Below are 24,692 nucleotides of genomic sequence, written 5' to 3' on the forward strand. Positions count from 1 at the left end.
GACATTTACTGACCGGCCGTCAAGTAGAATGGCGACCCGGAGCCCGCACAGGAGGACCCCATGCCCGGCAGACCGACCGCCAGGACGAACACCCGCGAGAGGATCCAGGAGGTCGCCCTGGCGCTGTTCGTCGAGCGGGGTTACGAGAAGACCTCGATGCGCGAGATCGCGGAGGGCCTCGACATCACCAAGGCCGCCCTCTACTACCACTTCAAGGCCAAGGAGGAGATCCTGCTGTCGATCTCCCAGGGTCTGGGCGCGCCCGTCGACGAACTGATCGCGTGGGCCAGGACCCGCCCCCGGACCCTGGAGACCAAGCGCGAGGTCCTGCGCCGCTACAGCGAGGTGCTCAAGGACGCCACCCCGCTCTTTCGCATCATGCAGGAGAACCAGGCGGCGCTGCGGGCGCTGGGCATCGGGCAGACCCTCAACGACCGGGTGGCCGCGGTCGCGGAGCTGCTGTACGAACACGGGGCGTCCGTACGCACCCAGGTGCGACTCTCGGACGCCCTCGTGAGCGTCCACTTCGGCGCCTTCTCCCTGCACGCCCTGGCCGGCAGCCCCGAGGAGAAGCGCCTGGCCCTCCTGGAGTCGGCCCTGGAGACACTGGATTCGGTGTCCGAGGAGTGCGGCTGAGCCGACCGCGCGCGCTCAGCCGCGCACCGGCCGGCAACGGACGGCTTCCTCAAGGTCCGCCACGATCCGCGCGATGGAGCCGACACCGAGGCGGCGCACCTCCATTGCTGCCCCACCGCGTGTATCGGGGCCTCCGGGCGGTCGGCGACGCTCCGATCATCTCCGGCACAGCACGTTGCGCGGCAGGCTCGGCTCCAGCAAGTGGATCACGACGGCGCGGGGGCGGCTTCCGTCTCGGGCGTGCCTGACCTCGTACGGGGCGACGATCCCTCCATCGGCGGCACCGGTTCCGGAACTCGTTTCGGTACAGACACGTCTGTCAAAATTCGGGCTCACGATTCGGGCAGGAAAATTAAGGGTCTGGTCTGCCATGGCTCAACAGGAGCGCGGGAAGCGTTCGAGGCGGGCGATCCTGGAAGCCGCCGCCCAGCTGTTCGACGAGTGCGGGTACGAAGCGGCCGGCACCAACGAGATGGGTTTGATCGGACGGCTGCGCCTGGAGCTGCCGCCCGAGCCCGCGAAGGCCTGATCCGCCCGGGGCCCGTCACCGCGCCGGCTCAGATCGGGTCAGGTCGGGTCAGGCCCGTCGCGGATCCGGTTCCACCGACTCGAAGAGCGGACGCATGACCTCCCACAGCCGGGTCGAGGTCTTGTCCTCCCACCAGGCCGGGTCCGACCTGCCGAGGGACTCGATCCCCGCGGCCACCACCACGGCCAGGTCCGCCAGGTCCGCAGCCTCGCCCGTGGAAGCGGTCGCGTTCGCGTGCGTGGCGACGACGCGCTGACGCACCATGGCCAGCAGTTCGTCGCGCAGGCACGGTCGGGCGTCCGAACCGTCGGCTGCCAGCTGCATGCCCGCGCGCACCACCTTCTCGTTCCCCATGGCCGCGCCCAGGGCCGTGAAGAATCGCTTCGGCGCGTCCGACTCGGCGCCGTCGAACGCCTCCTCCGTGAACGACCAGGCCCGTGTGCGGGCCTGGTCGTAGACGGCGGCCGCCAACGACGCGGTGGAGGGGAAGTGGTGGTAGAGGGCACCTCGGGTCACGCCCGCCCGGTCACAGATGTTCACCAGGCCCGCGTCGGCGACGCGACCGTCGGCGATCAGCTCCGCCGTCGCACGCACGAGGGCCTGACGGGTCTGATGGGACCGTTGCGTCATGGGGTTGCACCCGCCGTCTCTCGCTCGATGTGTCGACTCTCCGACAACCCCCGCTACACACTTTGGTTGACGGTGCAACTAAAATCATACAGGCATGCCTGTTTCGCCCTACCCCTTCCGGTGGCACTTCTCACTTCTTTCGCACCTCGCGTTCCGAATGGCGGGACACAGGTGGGTAGTTGGCTCATATCGAACCCTTCGCTCACCTGCGAGACGGGTTCTGAATCAGACCGATCTGTTTGGCAATGCCGATCTCGGCCCTTCACCCCCGCATCCGCCGTCGGGGAGCCCGGCTCAGCGGCGGGTGCGGCGGCGGTGGTTGGCGTCGGTGCGGTAGAGGCGCTGTTCGGTGGCGGTCAGTTCCAGCGCCGCCGCGATGCCCGGCCGCGCACCGACCTTGATCAGGTACTTCCCCCGGCCCGGGTGGTGGCGGGCGCCGGCGCCTTCGATGTCGATGGCGTCGACGGCTTCGGTGTCGGCGGCGGCGTCGGTCGGGGCGATGTCGAGGCCGGTGGAGGTGGCCGAGGACCAGGAGCCGATCATCATGCGTTCCTGCTCGGTGAGGGAACGTTTGCCGGTGACGCGGCGCAGTTCCTCCTCCGAGGAGGCCCCGATGACCCAGGTGTCGCAGCGGTCCATCAGGCCCCGGGCCTTGGCCCGGTCGGCCTCGGTGGGCAGGGCCTCGACGTCGAGGAGCGAGTGGGTGACGTAGATCGTGACGTCGTCGGTGGTGCGGTTGAGGCGCGAGATCGCGTCCATCGCGTCGACCAGGCCCGGACCGGAGCGCAGGGCCCGCCACATCTCGTCCATGGGCAGGACGAGTTTGCGGTCCATCAGCCCGATGGAGCGGGCCGAGTCGATGGAACTGTACGTGTACGCCCAGGTGGCGATCATCCCGGCGGAGACCACGTCGTTGCCGCGGGCCCGCAGCGCGGAGATGTCCACGGACACGGCGGGCGCGTCGATGTCGAGGGGCGTGGTGGTCGGGCCGTCGAAGAGGCCCTTGAGCGGGCCGCCGATCAGGTTGTCGAGGCCCGCGACGACGGAGCGGGTCAGATCGCGGTAGCGCTCTCCGTCGGCGGCGAGTTTGCCGCGCAGTTCCTCGGGGGCGGCGCGCAGGACCTTGACGACGTCGGCGACCACGGGATCACTACCGGGAGGTTGCGCGGCGGAGGCGACCTGCACGGCGGTGTCGAGGGCGGAGCGTTCGATCTCGTCGGGGGTGCGGCCGAGGCCGTGCTGGGTGGACAGGAGCGCGACGAGGGTCTCCAGGCGGCGGCCGTTGAGGACGTCGAGGAGGGCCCGGCGGCGGTCGGCGGGCAGGGTCCGGGCGCGGTCCTTGAGGGGGCCGGAGTCCAGGGGGTTGAGGCGGCCGATGCCGTCGCCGATCCGTACGACCGAGCCGCCGAGCTCGGCGACCAGGGTGGAGTACTCGCCCTTGACGTCGCCGGGGACGCACACCATGTGCCCGTACGCCGAGTAGACCAGGCAGACCCGCTTGACCAGCGCGGACTTCCCCGCGCCCGGCTGCGACATGACCCACATGCCGGGGTTGGTCGTCAGCTTGCCGGTCCAGCCCGACGGGTCGACGCAGACGAGTTCGCCCGTCAGGACGTCCCGGCCGACCGGGACCCCGCGCGGCGGCAGGCCCGAGCCGAGGAGGAACGGGTAGAGGCCGCCGGCCTGGGTGGTGGGACCGGTGTGGACGGTGCCAGCGTCCTCGACGGGAGCGCGCCCCCCGAACCGGCCGCCCCAGCCGGGGCGGGGCGCGAAGCGGCCCCGGAGCCTGCGCCGGTGGCGGCGTTCGTCGCGGCTCGGGAGGGTGTCGGCGGGCAGGAGCAGGCGCCGGGGGGTGCGCAGGACCGGCGGCTTCGGCTTGCGGGTCATCGGGGGCACCGGAGGAATCGGGGGAACAGGGGGGATCGGGGGGATCGGGGGTCTTCGGCCTCGGTCTTCAGGGGGTCACCGGTCCTTGACGAGGGGGTGGTAGCCCAGGGGGATGCCGGCCGCGAAGACGGCGGCCTGGGCTCCGTACGCGGGGCGCATGCGGATGCCGCGCATCGCCTTCACCGCGCGTTCGAGTTCCTGGCGGGCGGCGGGCAGGTCGGCGGCGGCGCGTGCGGTGACGGTGACCATGAGGGTCCAGTCGACGACCTGCGCGCCGCCCGCCATCTGCGCGGCCGCCTGCTCGGCCCGCCGGGTGTCGGCCCGCTGCGTCCACTTCGCCCGCCCCTTCACCTCCGCGGTCGCCTGGGCGCGTTGGTGGGCGTTGCTGATCTCCCGTTCGAGTACGGCCTCCCCCTCGTACGGGTCGAGGACCCGGTAGGCGAGGGTGACGCGGCGCTGGAAGCGGCCGGGGGCGAGGAGGGGGAGGAGCACGCTGTAGGCGAGGGGGCGGCGCGGCATCTCGCGCAGCACCCAGGAGGTGGAGACGGCGCCGTCGTGGGCGTACTCCTCCCAGCCGTCGTCGGCGGCCTGCGGACCGCACTCGCCCCAGGAGAGTTCCTCGAAGTCGGCGTCGCGGGCGTTGAAGACGGCGGGGTCGTAGGCGCTGCGCACCAGGCGTCGCAGGTCGACGTCGGTGGCGCGGCGTTCGATGTCGGTGCCCGTGCCGGACAGGTCGAGGGAATCGACGACCTTCAGCGCCTCGGCGACCTGTTCGGCGAGGTCGGTGGGCGGGTTCGCGGACGCGGTCGGGTCGACCGTGACCGACATCCAGGGCGCCACGGAGGCGGTGGCGTGCGGGGTGGTGCGGACGAGTTCGTCGATGATCCGCCGCGCGAGGAGGGGCGCGCCCGGGTCCTGACGGAGTTTCACGTCGTCGGCCAGGGCCTCGCCGGCGCCGGGGGTGATCTGGATGGTGACCGAGGCGCCCTTGATCTGCTCGTCCGTGCTCATGGCGTCCAGGACGGACGCCCAGGTGCGCAGGTTTCCCCGGACGGTGGAGGTCGGGGCCATCAGGCTGCCGCCGGGTGCGAGGAGCGTGCTGACGGTCATCCGTCCGGTCGCCCGGTCGTGGACGACGCCGACCTTCCTGCCGGTCGTCGGGTCGTGCGCGCGGATGAGGGTGGAGGAGGCGCCGACGCCGGGCAGGTCCAGGGCGTAGGGGTGCGGCAGGAGGAGCCGCCGGTAGGCGGTGACGTCGAAGCGGGCGGCGCGGCGCCAGGCGAGGCGCGCCCAGTAGTAGGACAGCGCGGGCATGCCGTGGCGGCGGGCAGCGGCCAGGGCGAAGACGGTCAGCGTGACCGGGAGGGTGAGCAGGAGGGTGGCCGGGGCGCGGGTGGCGATCAGCCCGTCCAGCAGCAGGACCAGGGCGGCGGTGATCGTCGCGCCCTTGGAGAGCCCGCCGAGGCCGAAGGAGCGGCGGGCGCGGAAGCCCTCGACCATGAGGGTGTCGGGCACCTCGTGGGTGGTCACCGGCGCGACCCTCCGATCGGTTCGTGGGCGGTGTCGTTGACGCCGTCCATCACCTCGATGCCGATCTGGTCGGGGACCCGGGCGGCGGCTTCGGTGCGGGAGGTCCGCGTGGGCGTCGTCGCGCCTTCCGGTGCGGGGGTTCGGGCGGTCCCGGTGGTCCGGTCGGCCATGCTCCGCTCGACGTAGCGGGCGTGCTGCACGGCGGTCGAGGGGGCGGCGCCCTCCCCGTCGGGTGCGGTGTCGGCGCCCTTGCGGCGGCTGAGGTGGTCGGCGACCGCACCGAACGCCCCGCCCGCGCCGCCGGTGGCCATGCCCTCGCCGACGGCGGTACCGAGCGGCGCGAACAGCCGCATGAGGGGGCCGGGCGCGAGGACCCCGAGGACGAGGGTGGCGCAGCCGCGGAGCCACTGCGCCAGGGTCTGGGCCGTGCCGAACTCGGTGAAGCCGATGCAGATGAGGACGGCCAGCAGGGGTTTGTAGGCGATGACGGCGAGGCCGGTCGTGACGAGGTTGGGCAGCCACCTGCGGGTGGCCGCGCCACCGGTGCGGCCGCCGCTCGCGAGGGGGAGCAGCAGGCAGATGACGGGGATGGCGCTCTGGCGCAGGTATACGAGGACGAGTTGGACGAAGCCGACGACGAGGATCACCTGGAGCAGGCCGAGGACGAGGACGGGGTTCACGACGCGGGCGGGGACCATCGTGGTCAGGACCCGGTCGAAGAGGTTCTCGCCCTTGAAGGCGGCGTTCACGAGGCCGACGGTGAGGGCGTCGCCGGCCTCCAGGAGCAGCCCGAACAGGCCGACGCCGCAGGCGGCCACGACGAGGTTCTCCACCCAGCCGAACAGGGACCGCCCGGCGTGGCGGGCCTGACCGGTGAGCGCGGATCTGGCGAACTGCCAGACGACCCCGGCGGCGGCGAAGAGGAGCCCGAGCCAGGTCAACATGCCGGCGAGGGTGGCTCGCGGCCCGAAGAGGCCGGTCGCTTCGAGGTCGAGGGAGGGGCCGAAGAGGGTGAGGAAGAGGACCTTCTGGAGCATCCAGCGGGTTGCGTCCTGGGCGGACTCGATGATGTCGCCCAGCAGGGAGTTCTTGATGTTTTCCCAGCCTTTGTCCAGCTGGACACCCACTGCTTCACTTGCCCGGTAGCACAGTTTCCGGGAGGACTGGTTTGCGGCCTCGGAAAGCGCACCCGGAATGGGCGCCAGACCTACTTTGCAGATGAACTTTACGCCGTCGCCCAGTCCGTCGGCCGCAGCAACCTGTGGCGTGTGTAGGGCTACTCCCAGCGTCAGCGCGAATGCCAACAGAAACCTCACAATCCGCTGCTTCATGAGGCTGTCCTAATGGCAGTCCAACCAGCCTCATCGAACGCGGGGTCGCCTGGAGCGACCAAGGAAGGCTCAGTCTCCGCTTCGGTTTCTTTCTGAGCCTGGACCGTCGCTGCTGCCGATAGCTTCCAGTCGCCGTCCTGCCAACGCAGACCGAGCAAAGCTCCGGTGAAAGAGCTCTCCTCCTGTTTCTCGCTGACTCTCTGAATCACTCTGGTCAGAAGCCAAAGAGCAACCGCATCCTTCGACTCGCTGATGATCTTGTAGCCAATCACGTTATTTCGCATGTAGACACCAGCCGGCAGCAATTCCCCCATCTTCACGCCTGCCTGCTGAGCCATGAACTCGTCAACCTCAACTGCTTGCTGTTTGATTTTCTCAGGCGCCTCAGGCTCACGGTCGCCCGCGAAGAGATAGGAGTTGTAGAGGCGCATCTGCTCATGAACGGTCGACCGGCCAGCTTCAACGTTGATGGAGTTAGCAGCCATTGCCATGGCCACCGCGCCTTCAGTCGTGTGGGGGAAGCCCACCTCGCTGCCTTGTTCATCCTTGTGGGTGCCGCGGGGTAGGGAGGCCCAGCGGGTGGGTTCGGTCCAGTCGGGGGGTGGGGTGTACGTCGGGACCGGGGTGGGGGGTGGGGCGGTGGCGGTGGCCGTGGGGGTGTGCTCGGCGGGGGTGAGCAGGGCGTAGGCCGTGAAGGCGAGGAGGGCCGCCAGGGCGGCGAGCGCCGGCCAGGTTCGCCTGGTCCGTGGCATCTTCGGTGCCCCTAGCCGCTGATGCCGTTGAGGATGCTGATCAGGGAGCCCGCCAGGAGGATCGCGAGGACGCCCCCGCCCATCCACTTGAACGCCTCCGATCCGGCGCCGCCGCGGCTCTTGTCGACGACCGCGAGCTTGTAGACGCCGAAGCCCGTGCCGCCCACGCCGGAGAGGACCAGCAGCCACAGCCCGTAGCCGAAGATCCGGCTCACGGTCGTGTCCAGGTTCGGGATCGCGGTCGGCTTCGCGCCCGGGATCAGGTCCCCCGCGAGCGTGAAGAGGTCCGTGCTCATCGCTTGTTTCCTTCCATCGCGTGCCGCAGCCTCTCGGCGGCGGCCCGTACGTCCTTGTGTTCCAGGGCCTCCGCGGGCCCCCGCACCGTTCGCAGGACCGGCAGGTACGGCACCCTCGCCACCCCGGCCAGGCGTCCCTCCAGGGCGCGGACCAGGTAGCGCGCGTCCGCGACGGGGCGGGCCGGGGCGTCGGCCACCAGCACCAGCCAGGGTTTGGGCAGGGAGCCCCAGCGCAGCAGGAGTTCCTCGACGCGGGTCGCGCCGTAGACGGTCGTCTCCGCGACCAGGACGGGCTGGGCTCCGTACGGGAGCGGTTCCGGTCCGGTGAGGACGCGGGCGCGGGCGCCGCCCGCGTCCCCGTCGAGCATCCGCGCGACGGTCACCACGGCGATCCCGTGGCCCTCCACGGGGATCAGCGCATACCGCAACGGTGCCTGCGAGTGCGTGGACACGCCCCAACTCCCCTCTACCCCCGGCGTTCGGTCACGCATTTGGCCTCACGCGATCACGAAGAGTAGCGTGCGGGGCCGGTCGGTCGGCGCGGTCGTCACCCCATCGGGGAACGGTTCGAGGGAGGGGAACGGGATGAGGGCGCTCGTCGGAGCCGCGGTCGTGGCGCTGGGAGGTCTGCTGCTGCCCCTCGCGGCGTGCGTCGGGGTCGGCCTCCTGGACTCCGACGCCAGGGCGGCCGGCGCGGCGGGCGGGTCCGGCGCGGCGGGGTTGCGGAACGTGCCCGCCGCGTTCCGGTCGTGGATCCTGGCGGCCGACGCGGACTGTCCGCGGCCCGAGTTGACGCCGGCCCTGCTGGCCTCGCAGCTGTGGCGGGAGTCCCGCTTCGAGACGGGTCGGGCGCGGGCGACCTCGCGCGCCGGGGCGCAGGGACCGGCCCAGTTCATGCCGGGTACGTGGAGCACGTGGGGCCGTGACGCCGACGGCAACGGGCGCGCTTCGCCGTGGGACGTGGGCGACGCCGTCACGGCGCAGGGGCGGATGATGTGTTCGCTGCTCGGGGACGCGAGGTCGAGCGGGTTCGGGGGTGATCCGCGGGCGTTGGCGTTGGCCGGGTACAACGCGGGGTGGGGGCGGGTCGTGGAGTTCCGCGGGGTTCCGCCGCGGTGGTTCGCGGGCGGTGAGACGTACGCGTACGTACGGGCGGTCCTCGCCGGCACGGCCCGGTTCGGGTTCGAGGGGCCGAGGGTGGCGAGGGTGCCCCGGGAGTACGGGGCGGCCGGGGCCGGGGCGGGTGTCGCGGCGCTGCGGCGGGCGGAGGCGTGGCGGGGGACGCCGTACGCGTGGGGCGGTGGCTCGCCGGCGGGTCCTTCGACGGGATTCTGCGACGGGATCAACGGATACCTGCGCGGCGCGTGCGTCGCGCGGTCGACGGTCGGCTTCGACTGTTCGAGCCTCGTGCGGTACGCGTACTGGCCGTCGCGGCGGCTGCCGCGGGTGGCCTCGGCGCAGTACGCGGCCACGTCCGGGCGGACGGTGTCGCGTGGGGAACTGCGTCCGGGTGACCTGCTGTTCTGGTCCAGGGGCGGGGCCGACGGCATCTACCACGTGGCCTTGTACGCGGGGGACGGGAACGTGCTGCACGCGCCTCGTACGGGGCGCGAGGTCGACGTGGAGCCGCTGGCCTCCGCGATGCCGCCGGGCGACTGGTTCGGGGCCACCCGTCCCTGACGTCCGGAACCGGCCCGAAGTGACCTGCGTCACATCGTGTCACGGTGCCGGGACGCGCGGTGTCTTGTGGCCGAACCCCCTTTGGAGCGGGGTCGGAGCCGAGGAGACACCATGACTGAGAAGACGACCGTCGTAGTGATCGGTGGCGGGTACGCCGGGGTCATGGCGGCGAACCGGCTGACGGCGCGCGACGACGTGAGCGTGACGCTGGTCAACCCCCGCCCGGACTTCGTCCACCGCATCCGTCTGCACCAGCTCGCGGCCGGCAACGACGACGCGGTCGTCGCGTACCGGGACGTGCTGGCGGAGGGCGTACGGCTGGTCGTCGACCGCGTGACCCGGATCGACGCGGCCGGGCGCGCCGTGGACCTCGCGGGCGGCGACACGGTGGGCTACGACTACCTCGTCTACGCGGTGGGCAGCGGCAGCGCCGATCCGGGTGTGCCGGGGGCGGCGGAGTTCGCGTACCCGATCGCCGATCTGGAGGAGACGCTGCGGTTGCGGCCGGCCCTCGACGCGGCGCCCGCGACGGCCCCGATCACGGTGGTGGGGGCCGGTCCGACGGGTATCGAGACGGCCGCCGAGCTGGCGGAGGCGGGGCGTCGGGTGACGCTGGTGTGCGGTGGGGTGCTCGGGCCGTACCTGCACGCGCGGGGTCGGCGTTCGGTCGCCCGGCGGTTCGCGGCGCTCGGGGTGACCGTGCTGGAAGGCCCGGGGACGAAGGTGACGGCGGTGCGGCGCGAGGCCGTGGAACTGGCCGACGGTCGTGAGGTGGAGAGCGCGCTGACGATCTGGACCGCCGGGTTCGGGGTGCCGGACCTGGCGGTGCGCAGCGGGCTGCGCACGGACGCCCTGGGCCGGCTGCTGACGGACGAGACGCTGACGAGCGTGGACGACGTACGCATCGTGGCGGCGGGCGACTCGGCGGCGCCGTCGGGGATGGCGCTGCGGATGAGCTGCCAGGCGGCGATGCCGCTCGGCGCGCGGGCCGCCGACACGGTGGCCGACCGGATCGACGGGAAGGTGCCCGGGGAGCTGAACGAGAAGTTCGCCGGGCAGTGCATCAGCCTCGGTCGGGAGGCGGGCATCTTCCAGTTCGCCAAGCACGACGTCGCGGTGTGGTTCCACGTCGGGGGTCGCCCGGGGGCGAAGCTGAAGGAGAAGGTGTGCTCGGGGGTCGTGAAGCACCTGGCCGACGAGGCCGGCAAGCCCGGTTCGTACGGCCTGCACCGCATCAAGGGCAGCGCCCGGCGGCGGGAGCTGCTGGCGGCCCGCGGCGAGGAGGCCCCGGCCGGGAACCCCGAGCGGGTCGCGTAGGCGGGAGGGGCGACCGCCCCGGGGTGCCCGTAGTGGATCTTGCACGGGCACAATGGGCGGTCGCCAACGAGAGGGGATTGCCGTGGACGGGCGTTCGAGGGCCGTCGGAGACCGGGGCCGGGCGCGCAGGGGTGGGGGCGGGAGATGAACGACCACGTCACCTCCGATCCGGCGACCGAGGCGTTCGTCGCGCACCGGAACCTGTTGTTCACCGTCGCCTACGAGATGCTGGGATCGGCGGCGGACGCCGAGGACGTCCTCCAGGAGACCTGGCTGCGCTGGGCCGACGTCGATCAGGAGAAGGTGGAGGACCAGCGCGCCTACCTGGTGCGGATCACCACCCGGCAGTCCCTGAACCGGCTGCGCACGATGACGCGCCGCAAGGAGTCCTACGTCGGCCCCTGGCTGCCCGAGCCGCTGCTGACCACGCCTGACGTGGCCGAGGACTTCGAGCTCGCCGAGAGCGTGTCGATGGCGATGATGCTCGTCCTGGAGACGCTGTCGCCGACCGAACGCGCCGTCTTCGTGCTGCGCGAGGCGTTCGACGTCGGTTACGAGGACATCGCGGTCGCCGTCGACAAGACCCCGGCGGCCGTGCGGCAGATCGCGATGCGCGCCCGCCGGCACGTCGACGCCCGTCGCCCCCGGCAGGTGGTACCGCCGAGCGTGACCTCGGCGGCGATGGAGTCGTTCCGCCTCGCGATCGAGACGGGCGATCCGCAGGGGCTGTTGGACGTGCTGGCCCCGCAGGTGGTGCTGGTGAGCGACGGCGGGGGCATCAAGCAGGCGGCGCTGCGGCCGATCTCCGGAGCCGACAAGGTGACCCGCTTCATGCTCGGTGGCCTGGGCAAGCACGAGAACGCGGTCACCTTCTCCCCCACCGAGGTCAACGGCGGTCCGGCGTTCCTGGTGCACGTGGACGGCGCGTTCGACGGGGTGCTGGCGGTCCGTCTGGAGGACGGCCTGATCAACGGCCTCTACTACGTGCGCAATCCCGAGAAGTTGGGCCGCGTCGCCTCGGGGGTCCCGCTCACCCGGCGGTGACCGGTGCCCGACGCCCGCCGGGGCCGTGGTCGCCCGACCGGTTCGGTCGTCCGTCCTCACCCCGGAAGGAGGTTGCCGGCGGGCAGGGTCCGTACGGTCGGGCGGGGCGGAGTGGTGGAGCGCAGGGCGAGGGCGGTCGGCGCTCCCAGGCCCGGGAGGTCGTGGATGTGCCAGCCAGGGGGGTGGCCGGCGGGGTCGGCGCCGAGGTAGTCCGCGGCCGTGCCGCGCGCGAGACCGGTGCCGATGCCCTTGAGGTAGGCCTCCTTGCGCGCCCACAGGCGGGCGAAGGCCTCGGCGCGTCCGGGGTCGGGCACGGCGGCCAGTTCGTCGCGTTCCCCGGGGTGCAGCGCCGGGGCGCAGTGCGCGACCGTCCCGGCGGGCGGAACGTGCTGGACGTCGACGCCCACCGGGGCTCCGGCGACCGCGACGACGGCCAGGCCGCGGCTGTGCGAGAGGGAGAAGTGTGGTGCGCCGTCGACGCCGGTCAGGACGGGGCGGCCGTGCGGCCCGCCGCAGCCGGGGCAGGGGGCGCGGCCGAAGGTCAACGCCGCGGCGGGCAGGTCGGCGTAAGCGGACAGGACGCGTCGTAGGGCGATGTGGGCCGCGACGTAGCGCGCGCGGTGGCGGGGATCGACGAACCGGGCGGCCCGGGCCCGCTCGGTGGCGTCGAGGGCCCGGGTGTCGTCGAGGGCGTCGTCCCGGTCGGACGGGCGTAGTTCCCACACGTCGACCGCGCCGTCCCGGGGTGTGGGGTGCGCCCGGGTCACGGGGCCGCGGGATACGTGGAGAGCAGCTCGAAGGGGGCGGGGTCGGCGGTGGCGAGCTTGCGGAGCTCGGCCACCGGGCCCTGGAAGCCCTCGCCGGCGAGGGCCTGGCGGTGGGAGTCGGGGTCGGTCCATTCGGCGAGCTCGACGAACGTCCGCTCGTCGCGGCGGGAGCGGTAGAGGCGGTGGGAGTGGAAGCCGGGCTGGGCGCGCATGTGCGCGGAGAGCCGTCCGAGCAGGGTGCGGAACTCCTCCAGGTCGCCGGTGACGGTGTAGCGGTTGATGAAGACGTGCACGGTGGTGGCTCCTTCGATCGGTGAGGGCGGGTGGATGGGGTGGTCAGGGGCGGTGGGTGGCGAGGTGGGCGAGGTGGGCGTCGCGCAGGGCTCGGCGTTGGACCTTGCCCGTGGCCGAGCGGGCGATGTCCTCGACGAGGGAGACGTGGTGCAGGTGCTCGTAGTAGGGCAGCCGGGAGTTGACGTGCTCGATGAGGTCCGCGACCGGGTGGTCGGGGTCGGTGGCGACGACGAGGGCGTGGGCGACGGCGCCCCTGGACTCGTGGGGGGCGTCGACGACGACGCAGTCGGCGACGGCGGGGTGGCGCAGCAGGACGCGTTCGATCTCCGTGGGTGACACCAGCCAGTTGTCGCACTTGAAGACGTCCTTGATCCGGTCCACGACGAAGAGGCTGCCGTCCGGGTCGGTGTAGCCGATGTCGCCGGTGGAGAACCAGCCGTCGGGGTCCACGTCGAGGGCGAGGTCGCGGCCGAGGTAGCCGAGCATCAGCTGGGGACCTCGAACCTGGATCTCCCCGCGTTCGCCGACGGGCAGGGTGGCTCGGGTCGTGGGGTCGACGACCCGGCTCTCGGCGCCGGGGACCAGGACGCCGGAGGATCCCGCGCGGGGTCGGTCGAGGTCGGACAGGTGGGTGGTGGGGGAGGTCTCGGCGAGTCCGTAGCCCTGGACGACGGGGACGCCGAAGTGTTGGCCGAGGACGCCGGCGGCGTCCGGGGAGAGGGCGGAGCCGCCGGACAGGACGGCCCGTAGGGCCGGGGCCTCCAGCTCGCCCAGGCGGGGGTCCGCCGCGAGTGCGGCCAGGCGTACGGGCAGGCTGTAGTAGTGCGTCGCCCGGTGGGCGTCGGCGGCGGTGACGGCGGCGGCGACGTCCGCGCCGCGCCACAGGACGTGGGTGGCGCCGGCGGTGGCGGCGACGGTGACGTGCATCAGGTGCAGGGTCGGCAGGTGGTTGAAGAGCACGGAGTGCTCGTCGACCTGGTGCATGTGGGCGGTCTGGGCGGCGTTGACGGTGAGGTTGCGGTGGCTGAGCCGGACGGCCTTGGGTGCTCCGGTGGTACCGCTGGTGAACTGGAGGCAGGCCACGTCGTCGGGGGCGGGCGGCGGGAGTTCGGTGAAGGCCGGTGCGTTCGCGGCGAGTTCCTCGACGGTCATGAGGTCGGCGGCGTCCGCGGGCATGTCGGGCTCGCGGTGGGTCAGCAGGATGTGTTCGAGGTCCGCCAGACGGTCTCGGACCGCCGTGATGACGGGCAGCATCGAGGGGCTGACGATCGCGACGCGGGCCCGGCAGGAACGCAGGACGTGGGTGATGCGCTCCTGCGGGAGCAGCGGGTTGACCAGGGCGCTGGTGTCGCCGGCGCGGGAGATGCCGAAGAAGGCCGTGACGAAGACCGGGTCGAGTACGGAGGCGAGGGCGACGACCGCGCCGGGGCCGCCGGTCAGGGCCCGCAGGGCCGCGGCGAAGGCGTCGACCTGGGCGTCCAGTTCGGCGTAGCCGATCTCGCCTGCCGGTGAGCGCAGGGCGGTGCGGGCGGGCCGTCGGGCGGCGGCGCGGCGCAGGACGTCGTCCACGCGGGGGCCCGCGATGAGGTGGGCGATGGTCGCGAGCGGCGGTCCGGCCATCTCCGAGCTGGTGGTGGTGACGGGATCGGTGGTCGTCATGGGGGCACTGTGCCGCCGGCGGTTCGAAGGCGGTTCGACACGGATCGGAAGCGGCGTGCCGCGGGCGGCGCGCCGCGTGTGGGGGCCTTGAACGAGGTTCCGAACAGCGTCCAAACGGGGCGGGCAGGGTGGCCCGGATCGCAGGGCGAAGGGAGAGCTGATGAGCGCGGGAACAACCGGTGGCGCCGAGGTGCTGATCGCCGGGGCCGGTCCGGTCGGGCTGACGACGGCCCATGAACTGGTCCGCAGGGGCGTACGGGTGCGGGTCGTGGACCGGGCCGCGGGGCCGGCGACGACGAGCCGTGCCACGGCGACGCACGCCCGGACGCTGGAGGTGTACCACCAGATGGGCGTCCTGCCCGATCTGCTGGCACTGGGGCAGAAGGTGGACAACTTCACGGTGCACCGGGCCGGGCGGGCGTTGACCACGCTGGGCACGGACTACTCGCGGCTCGTGACCCGCTTCCCGTTCACGTTGCAGGTCGACCAGGTGTTGACGGAGCGGGTCCTGCGCGAGCGGCTGCGGGCGGCCGGCGTGGACGTGGAGTGGGGGGTGGAGCTGGAGGGCCTGGACAACGGGGCCGACCGGGTCACGGCGCACCTGCGGCACGCCGACGGTCGGGTCGAGGAGTACGGGACGGACTGGCTGGTCGGCGCCGACGGGGCGCACAGTACGGTGCGCAAGCGGATCGGGGTCGAGCTCCTGGGCGATTCCTCGGAGCGCTGGATGGTGGCGGACGCCTTCATCGACACGGAGCTGCCGCGCGACAGCCTGCACTGGATGCACCTGTCGCGCGGGACGATCCTCATGGTGCCGTTCCCCGAGTCGGGCAAGTGGCGGCTGCTGGACACCGACGACGTCGGCGACGAGGACCCGCCGGAGGTGGTGCGGGCCCGTTTCGAGGCGAAGATGTCGGAGGGGCTCGGCAAGCCGGTGACGGTCAAGGAGCTGACCTGGACGTCGGTGTTCACGATCCGTCAGCGGATGGTGGAGAACATGCGCTCGGGCCGGTGCTTCCTGGCCGGTGACGCGGCCCACGTGCACAGTCCGGCTTCCGGCCAGGGCATGAACACGGGCATCCAGGACGGCCACAACCTGGCGTGGAAGCTGGCGGCCGTGGTGCGCGGGCAGGCCGACGAGGGTCTGCTGGACACGTACGGCGCGGAGCGGGTGCCGGTCGGGGAGATCCTGCTCGGTTCGACGCGGACCGCGACGAAGCTGATCGCGTTGCGCAACGCGGCGGCGCCGGTGGTGCTTCCGGTGGGGACGGCCCTGCTGAACCTGGTCGGGCCGCTCAAGCGGCGGCTGGAGCGGAAGATCCTGCGGGGGATGTCGGGGCTGGCGTTGCACTACCGGTCCAGTCCGCTGACCGTCGCGCCGTCGGCGGCCGCGGTCGCGGCCGTGGGGTCCGGGTCCGGTTCCGAGGGAGTCCGGGCGGGCGACCGCGTGGCCTGTTCGGACCTGGAGCTGAGTCGCAGCGCGGGATGGCGGGCGGTGTGCGAGGAGCTGACCGACCCCCGGTGGACGCTGCTGGTCTTCCCCGGCGCCCAGGCCGTGCCGGACGTGGTGGGGCGGGTGTGCGGCGCCTACGGCGCGGCCGTGTCCGTACGGGTGGTGCGCGGGGAGGAGTCGGCCGCGCCGGACGGGTCACCCGCGCCGGACGGGTTGCCCGCGCCCCTGCACGACCCGCAGGACCGGGTGCGGCGGGTGCTGGGACAGGGCGCGGGCCCGTCCTTCGCACTGGTGCGGCCCGACGGATATCTGGCGGCCCTGGGGCCGCTCGACGAGGGTGCCGGGCTGGAGAACCTGCTTCGGCGTGTCCATGTGCTGCCCGCCCGTTCGGGCGCGGCGGTCTGAGAGGGAATCATGCGGATCATCGACCTGTCCACCCCCATCGATGCCGGGGTGTGGGAGCCCAATCCCGTCGAGCACGTGGTCATGTCACCGGCCGAGGGCGGCCGGCACATGGCCGAGGGCATGCGGGAGAGGTACGGCCTGGAGTTCGACCCGGACGATCTGCCGGGCGGTGAACTCCTGTCGCTGGACACGGTGAAACTGACCACGCACACGGGGACGCACGTGGACGCGCCCTCGCACTACGGGTCCTCGGCGGCGTACGGGCAACCGCGCCACATCGACGCGATGCCCCTCGACTGGTTCGTGCGGCCCGGGATGGTGCTGGACCTGACGGACCGGCCGGTCGGCGCGGCGGGGGCCGACGTGCTGCGCCGCGAGTTCGAGCGGATCGGGCGCGAGCCGCGCCCGATGGACATCGTCATGCTGAACACGGGGGCGGACCGGATCGCGGGGACTCCGAAGTACTTCACCGACTTCGTGGGACTCGACGCGTCGGCGACGCACCTGCTGCTCGATCTGGGGGTGAAGGTGATCGGTACCGACGCCTTCAGTCTGGACGCGCCCTTCACCCACATGATCGAGGAGTTCCGGCGGACCCGTGACCGGTCCGTCCTGTGGCCCGCGCACTTCGTGGGGCGCGAGCGCGAGTACTGCCAGATCGAGCGGCTCGCGAACCTGGACGCGTTGCCCGCGCGGGGGGAGTTCACGGTGTCGTGCCTGCCGGTGAAGCTGGTGGGAGCGGGCGCGGGTTGGGCGCGGGCGGTCGCGTTCGTCGACTGACCGCTCGCGCGGGTGGCGCGTCCCCGAGGGCCGGGTCGGGCCGGCCGGCGCGCGGTCCGGCCGGCCGGCCGTCGGGGACGCGGGTGCCGGCGCGGGGCCGCGGCCGGTCGCGGCGGCCGTCGGTCACATGGCGGCGGAGAACTTCAGCAACACCGCGCCGGCGATGATCGCGGCGAAGGCCGCGATCTTGGGCAGGGTGATCTTCTCCTTGTAGAGGACGGACGCCAGCACGACGGTGCCGACGGCCCCGACTCCGGTCCAGATGGTGTAGCCGACGGCGACGTCCAGGGTCCGCAGGGCGAGGCTCAGCGCGTACACGCCGCAGGCCGCCGCGAGGACGGTGAAGACGGAGGGCCAGAGTTTGGTGAAGCCCTGGGTGGCGTTCGTACCGAGGGCGAAGGCGATCTCGAAGACGATCGCGATCGCGAGGAAGAGCCAGGCCATGATGGTGCTCCTTCGGGTCGGTGGCGCGAGGGGTTCGTGGTGATCGGTCGTCAGACCGCCACCGGCTCGGGCTCTGCCGCCTTGCGTTCACCGGACTTCCGGTCGGCCAGCTTGAGCCCCAGGACACCGCCGATGATCAGGACGAAGGCGATGATCTTGCCCGCGTTCAGTTGCTCGTCGAAGATGATCGTGCCGAGCGTGACCGTGCCGACCGACCCGACTCCGGTCCAGATGGTGTAGCCGACGCTGACGTCCAGGGTGCGTAACGCCAGGCTCAGGAAGTAGACGCCGGCCGCGGCGGAGACGAGGGTGACGACCGACGGCCAGAATTTGGTGAAGCCCTCGGTGGCGTTCGTGCCGAGGGCGAAGACCACCTCGAAGACCGAGGCGATGAGCAGGTGGATCCAGGCCATGGCGGGCCCTCCGTTGGGTGTGCGACGGTGTGCGGTGTCGATCCCCCGAAGAGGGCCCGTCAGGGCTCCGGGTGTGGGCGGCGCCGGCGGACGGGGTGCCGGGCCGCGGCGTGTGGGTCCGGCGCGTGTGCGCCCGGTTCCCGCACGCGCGCGGGTGGTCTTCGCCCCGTGCCGGCTTCGCGCGGCGGGGTGCGCGTCGGCCGCGCGGTGGTCCTTCCCGCGCGGCGGACGGGCGCTTCGTCACGCCGTCCCGGGCGCACGTCCCGTCCGGGCACGGCCCGTCATCCCGCCCTGGCTCCATGGGCCCTCCTCGTCGGGATCGGCTCATGGTAGGGAGCGGCTCGGGGGCCTGCCAATCACGTCCGGCGACTCAGCCAAGTCCGTTCTGTGGGCCGGCTGTTCGGCCGCTCGTGCCGCGCCGGCTCTCAGGCGGGCAGGTCGTCGCGGGTGACCTTGCGGGTGCGGACCAGGAGGCGGCCGTCCTCACGGACCAGGACGTCCTCGCAGACGCAGACCCGGTGCAGTTCAGGCTGCCCTCCCAGGGTGGTGGAGAAGACCAGCGCGTAGCAGCGCACCCGCAGGGTGGCGTCCTCCTGCGGGAAGACGGCGACCATGCCGTGCCAGTGCCTGCGCCGGATCCCGGCTTCGGCCAGTTCCTTCGCGGTGCGGCGCAGCGACTCGCGCAGGGCCTCGCGCCCGCGCAGCGGTTCGGGAAGCGTCGGTACGTCGAAGACCGCGTCCTCGGTGAACGTCGCGGCCCAGGCGTCGACGGATCCGGCGTCGAGCAGTTGCATGTGCTCGGCGTAGAACTGCTGGACCATGGCGTGGTCCTCGGCGGACACGTGCCCGCCCTCCTGCTGGATGGTCACTTCGGTCTCCTGTGCGTCGGCTGGCGTGAACGGTCACCGGCACCGTCCCCGACCGTTTTCGAGCGTGCTTGGAGCCCTCCCGTTTTGACGTGGCCTCGAAGTCGTCTCCAAGTCCGGCGGGCATCGTGCCGGCACAGATGACCTTCGGAACACGGATCAGAGGACGCCTCATGTCAGCAGGGAAGACGTACCAGGTCGAAGAGAAGGCGCTCGTGACCGCGCCCGTGGACGTCGTGCGCCGGATCGTCGTCGACGTGGAGGCCTGGACGCAGTTGCACGGCCCCGCGGTGCACGCCGAGGTGTTGGAGAGCGACGGGCGCGGCGAGTTGATCCGCCACTGGTCGGTGGTCGACGAGCACACGGTGCGCACGTGGGACGCGCGGCGCGAGGTGACCGACTCCGGTGACGTCCGGTTCGCGCACGAGCCGGCGAACGCCCCGTTCGCGGCGGTGAGCGGCGGCTTCGACTTCGAGGAGCAGCCGGGCGGCCGGACGCTGGTGCGCATGCACCACCGGTTCGAGCTGCTGGAGGACGACGAGTCCGTGGCGGCGGAGCGGGCGGAGTCGATGCGGCTCGGCAGCCGCGCGTACCTGAACACGCTGCAGTACGCGGCGGAGAACGCCGACGAGCTGGAGGAGCTGATCATCTCCTTCGAGGACCCGCTGTTCGTGGCCGGGTCGGTGGAGGACGCGTACGCGTACCTCTACGAGGCCGACAAGTGGCCCGAGCGCATTCCGCACGTGCTGGCGCTGGACCTGGAGGAGAACACGCCGAACATCCAGTTCTTCGACATGGACACGCGGTCCTCGGACGGATCGGAGCACACGACGCGTTCGGTGCGCATCTGCCTGCCGAACCACAAGATCGTTTACAAGCAGACGCGTCCGCCGAAGACGATGTTCGCGCACACGGGCCACTGGCTGTTCACCGAGACGCCCGAGGGCGTCGTCGTCAGCTCCCGCCACACCGCGACGATCCGTCCCGAGGGTCTGCACCTGCTGGGCGAGGGCATGACGGTGCAGGGCGCCCGCAAGTACCTGCGGCGCATCCTGAGCGCCAACAGCATGGGCAACCTGCGGCTGTCCAAGGAGTACGCGGAAGAGCGTGCCGGGCACTGAAGCCCCGGACGGGGCACTGCCGGGCGCCCTCGTCCGGGCGGGCGTCCCCGACCGGGCGGGTGCTCCTGTCAGGGTGGCGTTGCTGCTGCCCGGGCAGGGCGCCCAGTACCGGCGGATGGCGGTGGGCCTGTACGACGCCGAGCCGGTCTTCGCCGCGGCGATGGACGAGGTGTTCGAGGCCTTCGGCCCGGCGGGGCCGGGGCTGCGCGCGGCGTGGACGGACGACGGCGCGCCGACGGAGACGGCCGCGTGGGCGCAGCCCCTGCTGTTCGCGGTGGACTACGCGCTGGGCCGGCTCGTGGCGGGCTGGGGCGTCGCCCCGTCGGCTCTGCTGGGCCACAGCGTCGGCGAGATGGCGGCGGCGGCGCTCGCGGGGGTCTTCTCCGTGGGGGACGCCGCGCGGCTCGTGCTCGACCGGGTCGAACGGGTCGCCGCCGCCCCGGCCGGGGGCATGCTCGCGGTGGCGGCAGGCGTCGCGGAGGTCGGGCCGTACCTGGAGCCGGAGGTGGTCGTCGGGGCGGTGAACGCCCCGCGGCACACCGTGCTGGCCGGGCCGCGGGAGGCCCTCGGGCGGGTGGCGGAGCGGCTGGAGGCGGCGGGCCTGGTCACTCTGCCCGTCCCCTCGGACACCGCGTTCCACAGTCCGGTGCTCGCGCCCGCCCTGGCGGGTTCGCGGGCGGTGTTCGCGCGGGTGGCGCCGCTGCCCGCGGCGGTTCCGTTGTACTCGGGCGTCACGGCCGCGGTACTGGCCCCGCACGAGGCCGTGGACCCGGGGTTCTGGGCCGATCAGCCCGTGCGGCCGGTGCTGTTCCGGGCCGCGTTGGACGCCCTGTTGTCCGACGGCCCGTACCTGCTGGTGGAGGCGGGCCCGGGCGGCGGGCTCGCCGGCATCGCCCGCCGGCACCCCGCGGTGCGGCGTGCGGGCGGTGCGGTCGTCCCGCTCCTTCCGTCACGGCCCGGTGGCGACGCGGCGGACCGTACGGCGCTGGCGCGCGCGGCCGAGGTCCTGCGGTCGCGGGGGCTGCCCGTGCCGCCCTCCGGTGCGGCGGTCCGCGCCGGAGGTTCCTGAATTTCGATTCCGTGGCGCGCCAGGGGCGGGCCACCGACTGCTCTGGGGGTTTCACCTTGCGGATCCTGGTCACGGGCGGGGCCGGTTTCATCGGCTCCTGCTACGTCCGCGGACTGCTCGACGGCGTCCATCCCGGCTACGAGGACGCACGGGTGACCGTCGTCGACAAGCTCACCTACGCGGGCAACCGCGCCAACCTGCCGGAGCGCCACGAGCGGATGCGGTTCGTGCGGGGGGACATCACCGACGCGGAGTTCATGCGCGAACAGGTCGCGGGCCACGACGAGGTGGTGCACTTCGCCGCCGAGTCCCACGTGGACCGGTCGCTGCACGCGGCGTCCGAGTTCGTCCGCACCAATGTGGAGGGCACACAGAGCCTCCTGGAGGCCTGTCTGCGAGCGGAGGTGGACCGGGTGGTCCACGTGTCCACCGACGAGGTGTACGGCTCGATCGACGAGGGCTCGTGGTCGGAGACCCGGCCGCTGCTGCCCAACTCCCCGTACTCCGCCTCCAAGGCGGGGGGTGACCTGATCGCCCGCGCGTACTGGCGCAGCCACGGGTTGGACGTGCGCGTGACGCGGTGCAGCAACAACTACGGGCCGTACCAGCACGTCGAGAAGCTGATCCCGCTGTTCGTCACGAACCTGCTGAACGGGCTGGACGTGCCGTTGTACGGGAACGGGCTCAACGTGCGGGAGTGGGTGCACGTCGAGGACCACTGCCGGGCGGTCCAGGCGGTGCTCACCGGCGGTGAGGCGGGCGGGATCTACAACATCGGCGGTACGGCCCTGTCCAACCGGGACATCACCGACCGGCTGCTGGACCTGTGCGGGGCCGATCGCGGCCGGGTGCGTCACGTCGAGGACCGCAAGGGCCACGACCTGCGGTACGCGGTCGACGACTCGAAGATCCGGACCCTGCTCGGCTACCGTCCGCGGATCTCCTTCGAGGAGGGCCTGGCCTCCGTCGTGGACTGGTACCGGGACAACCCGGGGTGGTGGAAGCCGCTGCTGCCGGCCCCGTCGGCTCCCGGCGGGGAAGGGGCGGGCGCGTGACGGCCGGCCTGGAGACGCCGCCCGTCGGCGCGTCCGTGGGCGCGTCGGTCCTGGCACTGCGGCTCACCGAATCCGCGGCGGCGACCGACAGCCCCGTCTGTCCGAACGCCTCCTTCGACACCTGGTTCGCCCGGCACCGCGAGGCCAACCGCTTCACGGTCGCCCGGATCCCGTTCGCGCAGCTGTCGGGCTGGTCCTTCCGGGAGTCCGACGGAAATCTGGTGCACACGAGCGGAGGGTTTTTCTCGGTCGTGGGGCTGGAGGTGAATACCGACTGGCAGGGCCGGGGCACGTGGGCCCAACCGATTCTCGACCAGCCGGAAGTCGGCGTTCTGGGCATCCTCGTCAAGGAGTTCGACGGGGTATTGCACTGCCTGATGCAAGCCAAGATGGAACCCGGAAACCCCGATACCGTCCAGCTGTCACCGACCGTACAAGCGACCCGGAGCAACTACACGGGGGTGCACGGTGGACGTCGGACGACCTTTCTCGAGTACTTCACCGACCCCGACCGCAGCACCCTCGTCGATTCCCTCCAGTCGGAACAGGGCTCGTGGTTTCTGCGGAAGCGGAACCGGAACATGGTCGTCGAAGTGACGGGTGAGGTACCGGACCACGAGAATTTCCGCTGGCTCACTCTCGGGCAGATACACCGCCTCCTCGGCGATGACAACGTAGTCAACATGGATACCCGTTCTGTTGTCGCGTGCATGCCCTTCACGGCGCCCGCCGGGCCCCGCCGCCTCGACGCGGGCGCCGGCTCCGGAGCCGCGGCCGCCTCGCGGTACCGCGAGGTGCTGGGACTCTCCCTGTCGGGGCGCGGCGGGGCCCTGCACGACATGGAGGGGATCCTGGGGTGGCTGACCGAGGCGAAGGCCCGACGGGAGTTCTCCCGGCGCCTGCTGCCGCTGTCGGGGGTGTACGGCTGGCACCGCTCCGATACGGAGATCTCCCATGCGGAGGGCAGGCACTTCACGGTGGTGGCCGTCGACGTACGGGCCGAGACGCGTGAGGTCACCGACTGGAGCCAGCCCCTGATCGCCCCGGTGGAACAGGGGGTGGCGGCCTTCGTGGTCCGCCCGATCGACGGGGTGCTGCACGTCCTGATGCACGCCAAGGTCGAGGCGGGGCTGCTGGACGTGTGCGAGCTGGCTCCGACCGTCCAGTGCCTGCCCGTCAACTACGCGGACCTGCCGCCGGAGCGCAGGCCCGCGCATCTGGAGACCGTCCTGCGGGCGCCGGCCGAGGCGGTGCGCTTCGACGCGGTGCTCTCGGAGGAGGGGGGCCGCTTCCACCACGCCGACAACCGCTACCTGGTGGTCGAGGTGGGCGAGGACTTCCCGGTGGAGCAGGGTCCCGACCACCGCTGGATGACGGTCCACCAGCTCATGGACCTGGTCCGACACAGCCGCTACCTGAACGTGCAGGCCCGGAGTCTGCTGGCCTGCCTGCGGACGACGTGGTGAGTGGCGCCGCGTCATCGGGGCCGCTGCGCCTGGGGGTGTTGGGCTGCGCGGACGTCGCCGCCCGCCGGACGCTGCCCGCCGTGGTGCGCCGGCCCTCGGTGGAGCTGGTGGCGGTCGCCGGACGAGACGGCGACCGGACGCGCGCCTTCGCCGAGCGCTTCGGCTGCGAGGCGGTGGTGGGCTACGACCGGCTGCTGGCCCGACCGGACATCGACGCGGTGTACATCCCCCTGCCCACCCGGATACATGCCGAATGGTCGGTACGGGCCCTGCACGCGGGCAAGCACGTCCTCTGCGAGAAGCCGGCCGCGACCGGCTCGCGGGAGGCGGCGCGGATGGTGGCGGCGGCCCGCGCCGGGGGGCTGTTGTTGATGGAGAACTTCATGTTCCTGCGCCACGGACAGCACACCCGGGTGCGGGAGCTGCTGCGGGAGGGGGCCATCGGGCGGCTGCGCGAGGTGTCGGCCGACTTCGGCATCCCGGCCCCTCCGACGGGCGCCGCCGAAGGGGCCCTGAGCAGCCTGTCGGAGACGGGCGTCTACACCCTGCGGGCGGCGCGCCTGTTCGCCGGGGAGGACCTGGCCGTCGTGGGGGCCACCCTCACGACGGCGTCCGCGGGCGGACCCGACACCGCCGGCGCGGTGCTCCTGCGTTCCCCCTCGGGGGTCACCGCTCGGCTCGGATTCGGCTGGGACCGCGCCTACCGCTGCGCGTACGAGCTGTGGGGCAGCGAGGGCCGACTGTCCCTGGACCGGGCCTTCACCACCCCCGACGACCACTCTCCGGTCCTGCGCCTGGAACGGCCGGAAGGTACAAGGGAGTTGACCCTACCGGCGGAGGCCCACTTCGAGAACGCCGTCGACGTGTTCGCCTCGACGGTGCTGCGCCGGGCGGACTTCGAGCCGCACCACGAGGACGTGTTGCGCCAGGCGGCGCTCGTCGACGCCGTCCGCGCGAGCGCCGTGACCGCGCGGGAACGGGCCTGACGGACACCCGCCCGGGGACGCGGACCCGACGGGCCGGGGCGCCCACGGACCGGGCCGCGGACCCGCCCCCGCCCGTACGGGAGGCGGGTCCGCGGCGTACCCGTGGGCGCGCCGCGGACGGGGTGACATGCCGGTGGCGGGACATGCCACTTGCGACGTATCACCCTTGAGGACCGCTCGAATGCCGGGCTAAGGGTTGTCCCGTAAATGATCTTTGAGTTGCCTCGGGGATAGTGGGCTGCTGTACCGCCCGTAGGCCTATCCGGCGAGGGCGAGGTTGTG

Annotated in this window: 24 protein-coding genes and 1 pseudogene; 12 read left to right on the forward strand and 13 right to left on the reverse strand. The window is 72.3% G+C overall.

The genetic code is table 11. The features are described from left to right. Positions 1-60 precede the first annotated feature (60 nt). The gene (locus tag AB0D01_RS35670) at positions 61-636 is read left to right on the forward strand and encodes a TetR/AcrR family transcriptional regulator (protein ID WP_363062814.1); all 576 of its coding nucleotides are present in this window, start codon (positions 61-63) and stop codon (positions 634-636) included. Between the two features lie 370 nt (positions 637-1,006). Next, positions 1,007-1,111, forward strand: a pseudogene (locus AB0D01_RS35675) (TetR/AcrR family transcriptional regulator); the annotation flags it as partial. Between the two features lie 102 nt (positions 1,112-1,213). On the opposite strand, the gene AB0D01_RS35680 reads toward AB0D01_RS35675, so the two are convergent. The 7 genes from AB0D01_RS35680 to AB0D01_RS35710 all read right to left on the reverse strand — a co-directional run bounded on the left by AB0D01_RS35680 (position 1,214) and on the right by AB0D01_RS35710 (position 8,043). Continuing rightward, positions 1,214-1,795 (reverse strand): TetR/AcrR family transcriptional regulator, encoded by a 582-nt coding sequence (locus AB0D01_RS35680; protein WP_363062815.1) that lies wholly within the window; start codon positions 1,793-1,795, stop codon positions 1,214-1,216. 294 nt (positions 1,796-2,089) lie between these two features. Next, entirely contained in the window at positions 2,090-3,682 is a 1,593-nt protein-coding gene (locus AB0D01_RS35685) for an ATP-binding protein (RefSeq protein WP_363062816.1), read from the reverse strand. Positions 3,683-3,757: 75 nt separating this feature from the next. Next, positions 3,758-5,212, reverse strand: coding sequence for an SCO6880 family protein (locus AB0D01_RS35690; RefSeq protein ID WP_363062818.1), 1,455 nt, complete (start codon positions 5,210-5,212; stop codon positions 3,758-3,760). After that, entirely contained in the window at positions 5,209-6,339 is a 1,131-nt protein-coding gene (locus AB0D01_RS35695; RefSeq protein WP_363062820.1) for a hypothetical protein, read from the reverse strand. The genes AB0D01_RS35690 and AB0D01_RS35695 overlap by 4 nt, the downstream gene beginning before the upstream one ends. Positions 6,340-6,539: 200 nt before the next feature. After that, entirely contained in the window at positions 6,540-7,070 is a 531-nt protein-coding gene (locus tag AB0D01_RS35700; RefSeq protein WP_363062822.1) for a hypothetical protein, read from the reverse strand. A gap of 236 nt (positions 7,071-7,306) precedes the next feature. Further along, positions 7,307-7,591 (reverse strand): hypothetical protein, encoded by a 285-nt coding sequence (locus tag AB0D01_RS35705; protein WP_363062824.1) that lies wholly within the window; start codon positions 7,589-7,591, stop codon positions 7,307-7,309. Further along, positions 7,588-8,043, reverse strand: a complete 456-nt coding sequence (locus tag AB0D01_RS35710) for a hypothetical protein (protein WP_363062826.1) — start codon at positions 8,041-8,043, stop codon at positions 7,588-7,590. The genes AB0D01_RS35705 and AB0D01_RS35710 overlap by 4 nt, the downstream gene beginning before the upstream one ends. Before the next feature lie 133 nt (positions 8,044-8,176). On the opposite strand from AB0D01_RS35710, the gene AB0D01_RS35715 reads away from it, so the two are divergent. The 3 genes from AB0D01_RS35715 to AB0D01_RS35725 all read left to right on the forward strand — a co-directional run bounded on the left by AB0D01_RS35715 (position 8,177) and on the right by AB0D01_RS35725 (position 11,632). Next, complete coding sequence (locus AB0D01_RS35715) at positions 8,177-9,271, forward strand: bifunctional lytic transglycosylase/C40 family peptidase (protein WP_363062828.1); 1,095 nt, start codon at positions 8,177-8,179, stop codon at positions 9,269-9,271. Positions 9,272-9,382: 111 nt separating this feature from the next. Next, complete coding sequence (locus tag AB0D01_RS35720) at positions 9,383-10,588, forward strand: FAD-dependent oxidoreductase (RefSeq protein ID WP_363062830.1); 1,206 nt, start codon at positions 9,383-9,385, stop codon at positions 10,586-10,588. 144 nt (positions 10,589-10,732) lie between these two features. Further along, the gene (locus tag AB0D01_RS35725; protein WP_363062832.1) at positions 10,733-11,632 is read left to right on the forward strand and encodes an RNA polymerase sigma-70 factor; all 900 of its coding nucleotides are present in this window, start codon (positions 10,733-10,735) and stop codon (positions 11,630-11,632) included. Positions 11,633-11,688: 56 nt separating this feature from the next. Here the strand turns inward: AB0D01_RS35725 and AB0D01_RS35730 are convergent, their stop codons facing one another. Genes AB0D01_RS35730 through AB0D01_RS35740 form a run of 3 tightly spaced genes read right to left on the reverse strand, consistent with a single transcriptional unit; the run spans position 11,689 to position 14,352 of the window. After that, a complete protein-coding gene (locus tag AB0D01_RS35730; protein WP_363062833.1) occupies positions 11,689-12,399 on the reverse strand; it encodes a 4'-phosphopantetheinyl transferase superfamily protein in 711 nt (236 codons plus the stop codon). Beyond that, positions 12,396-12,692 (reverse strand): antibiotic biosynthesis monooxygenase family protein, encoded by a 297-nt coding sequence (locus AB0D01_RS35735; RefSeq protein WP_363062835.1) that lies wholly within the window; start codon positions 12,690-12,692, stop codon positions 12,396-12,398. Before AB0D01_RS35735 ends, AB0D01_RS35730 begins: the two co-directional genes overlap by 4 nt. 43 nt (positions 12,693-12,735) lie before the next feature. Further along, the gene (locus AB0D01_RS35740; RefSeq protein ID WP_363062837.1) at positions 12,736-14,352 is read right to left on the reverse strand and encodes a class I adenylate-forming enzyme family protein; all 1,617 of its coding nucleotides are present in this window, start codon (positions 14,350-14,352) and stop codon (positions 12,736-12,738) included. Between the two features lie 160 nt (positions 14,353-14,512). Here AB0D01_RS35740 and AB0D01_RS35745 point away from each other — a divergent pair, with 160 nt between their 5' ends. Together AB0D01_RS35745 and AB0D01_RS35750 are read left to right on the forward strand one after the other, a co-directional pair. After that, a complete protein-coding gene (locus AB0D01_RS35745; RefSeq protein WP_363062839.1) occupies positions 14,513-16,210 on the forward strand; it encodes an FAD-dependent oxidoreductase in 1,698 nt (565 codons plus the stop codon). Positions 16,211-16,219: 9 nt separating this feature from the next. Further along, entirely contained in the window at positions 16,220-16,990 is a 771-nt protein-coding gene (locus AB0D01_RS35750) for a cyclase family protein (protein WP_363062841.1), read from the forward strand. A gap of 123 nt (positions 16,991-17,113) precedes the next feature. Here AB0D01_RS35750 and AB0D01_RS35755 read toward each other — a convergent pair whose 3' ends face one another. The 3 genes from AB0D01_RS35755 to AB0D01_RS35765 all read right to left on the reverse strand — a co-directional run bounded on the left by AB0D01_RS35755 (position 17,114) and on the right by AB0D01_RS35765 (position 18,716). Next, the gene (locus tag AB0D01_RS35755) at positions 17,114-17,434 is read right to left on the reverse strand and encodes a multidrug efflux SMR transporter (protein WP_363062843.1); all 321 of its coding nucleotides are present in this window, start codon (positions 17,432-17,434) and stop codon (positions 17,114-17,116) included. Positions 17,435-17,484: 50 nt separating this feature from the next. Beyond that, positions 17,485-17,847, reverse strand: coding sequence for a multidrug efflux SMR transporter (locus tag AB0D01_RS35760; RefSeq protein ID WP_363062844.1), 363 nt, complete (start codon positions 17,845-17,847; stop codon positions 17,485-17,487). A 425-nt stretch (positions 17,848-18,272) separates the two neighbouring features. Then, complete coding sequence (locus AB0D01_RS35765; protein WP_363062846.1) at positions 18,273-18,716, reverse strand: nuclear transport factor 2 family protein; 444 nt, start codon at positions 18,714-18,716, stop codon at positions 18,273-18,275. A gap of 170 nt (positions 18,717-18,886) precedes the next feature. Here AB0D01_RS35765 and AB0D01_RS35770 point away from each other — a divergent pair, with 170 nt between their 5' ends. Genes AB0D01_RS35770 through AB0D01_RS35790 form a run of 5 tightly spaced genes read left to right on the forward strand, consistent with a single transcriptional unit; the run spans position 18,887 to position 24,410 of the window. Continuing rightward, positions 18,887-19,834: an SRPBCC family protein gene (locus AB0D01_RS35770; protein ID WP_363062848.1), complete on the forward strand. Its 948-nt coding sequence runs from the start codon at positions 18,887-18,889 to the stop codon at positions 19,832-19,834. Beyond that, the gene (locus AB0D01_RS35775) at positions 19,821-20,903 is read left to right on the forward strand and encodes an acyltransferase domain-containing protein (RefSeq protein ID WP_363062850.1); all 1,083 of its coding nucleotides are present in this window, start codon (positions 19,821-19,823) and stop codon (positions 20,901-20,903) included. The genes AB0D01_RS35770 and AB0D01_RS35775 overlap by 14 nt, the downstream gene beginning before the upstream one ends. A gap of 56 nt (positions 20,904-20,959) precedes the next feature. Next, complete coding sequence (gene rfbB, locus AB0D01_RS35780) at positions 20,960-21,958, forward strand: dTDP-glucose 4,6-dehydratase (RefSeq protein WP_363062852.1); 999 nt, start codon at positions 20,960-20,962, stop codon at positions 21,956-21,958. Further along, the gene (locus AB0D01_RS35785; protein ID WP_363062854.1) at positions 21,955-23,424 is read left to right on the forward strand and encodes an NDP-hexose 2,3-dehydratase family protein; all 1,470 of its coding nucleotides are present in this window, start codon (positions 21,955-21,957) and stop codon (positions 23,422-23,424) included. The genes rfbB and AB0D01_RS35785 overlap by 4 nt, the downstream gene beginning before the upstream one ends. Next, positions 23,421-24,410, forward strand: coding sequence for a Gfo/Idh/MocA family oxidoreductase (locus AB0D01_RS35790; RefSeq protein WP_363062856.1), 990 nt, complete (start codon positions 23,421-23,423; stop codon positions 24,408-24,410). The genes AB0D01_RS35785 and AB0D01_RS35790 overlap by 4 nt, the downstream gene beginning before the upstream one ends. Positions 24,411-24,692 lie beyond the last annotated feature (282 nt).

The sequence above is a fragment of the Streptomyces sp. NPDC048606 genome, assembly GCF_040650855.1.
GTDB lineage: Bacteria > Actinomycetota > Actinomycetes > Streptomycetales > Streptomycetaceae > Streptomyces.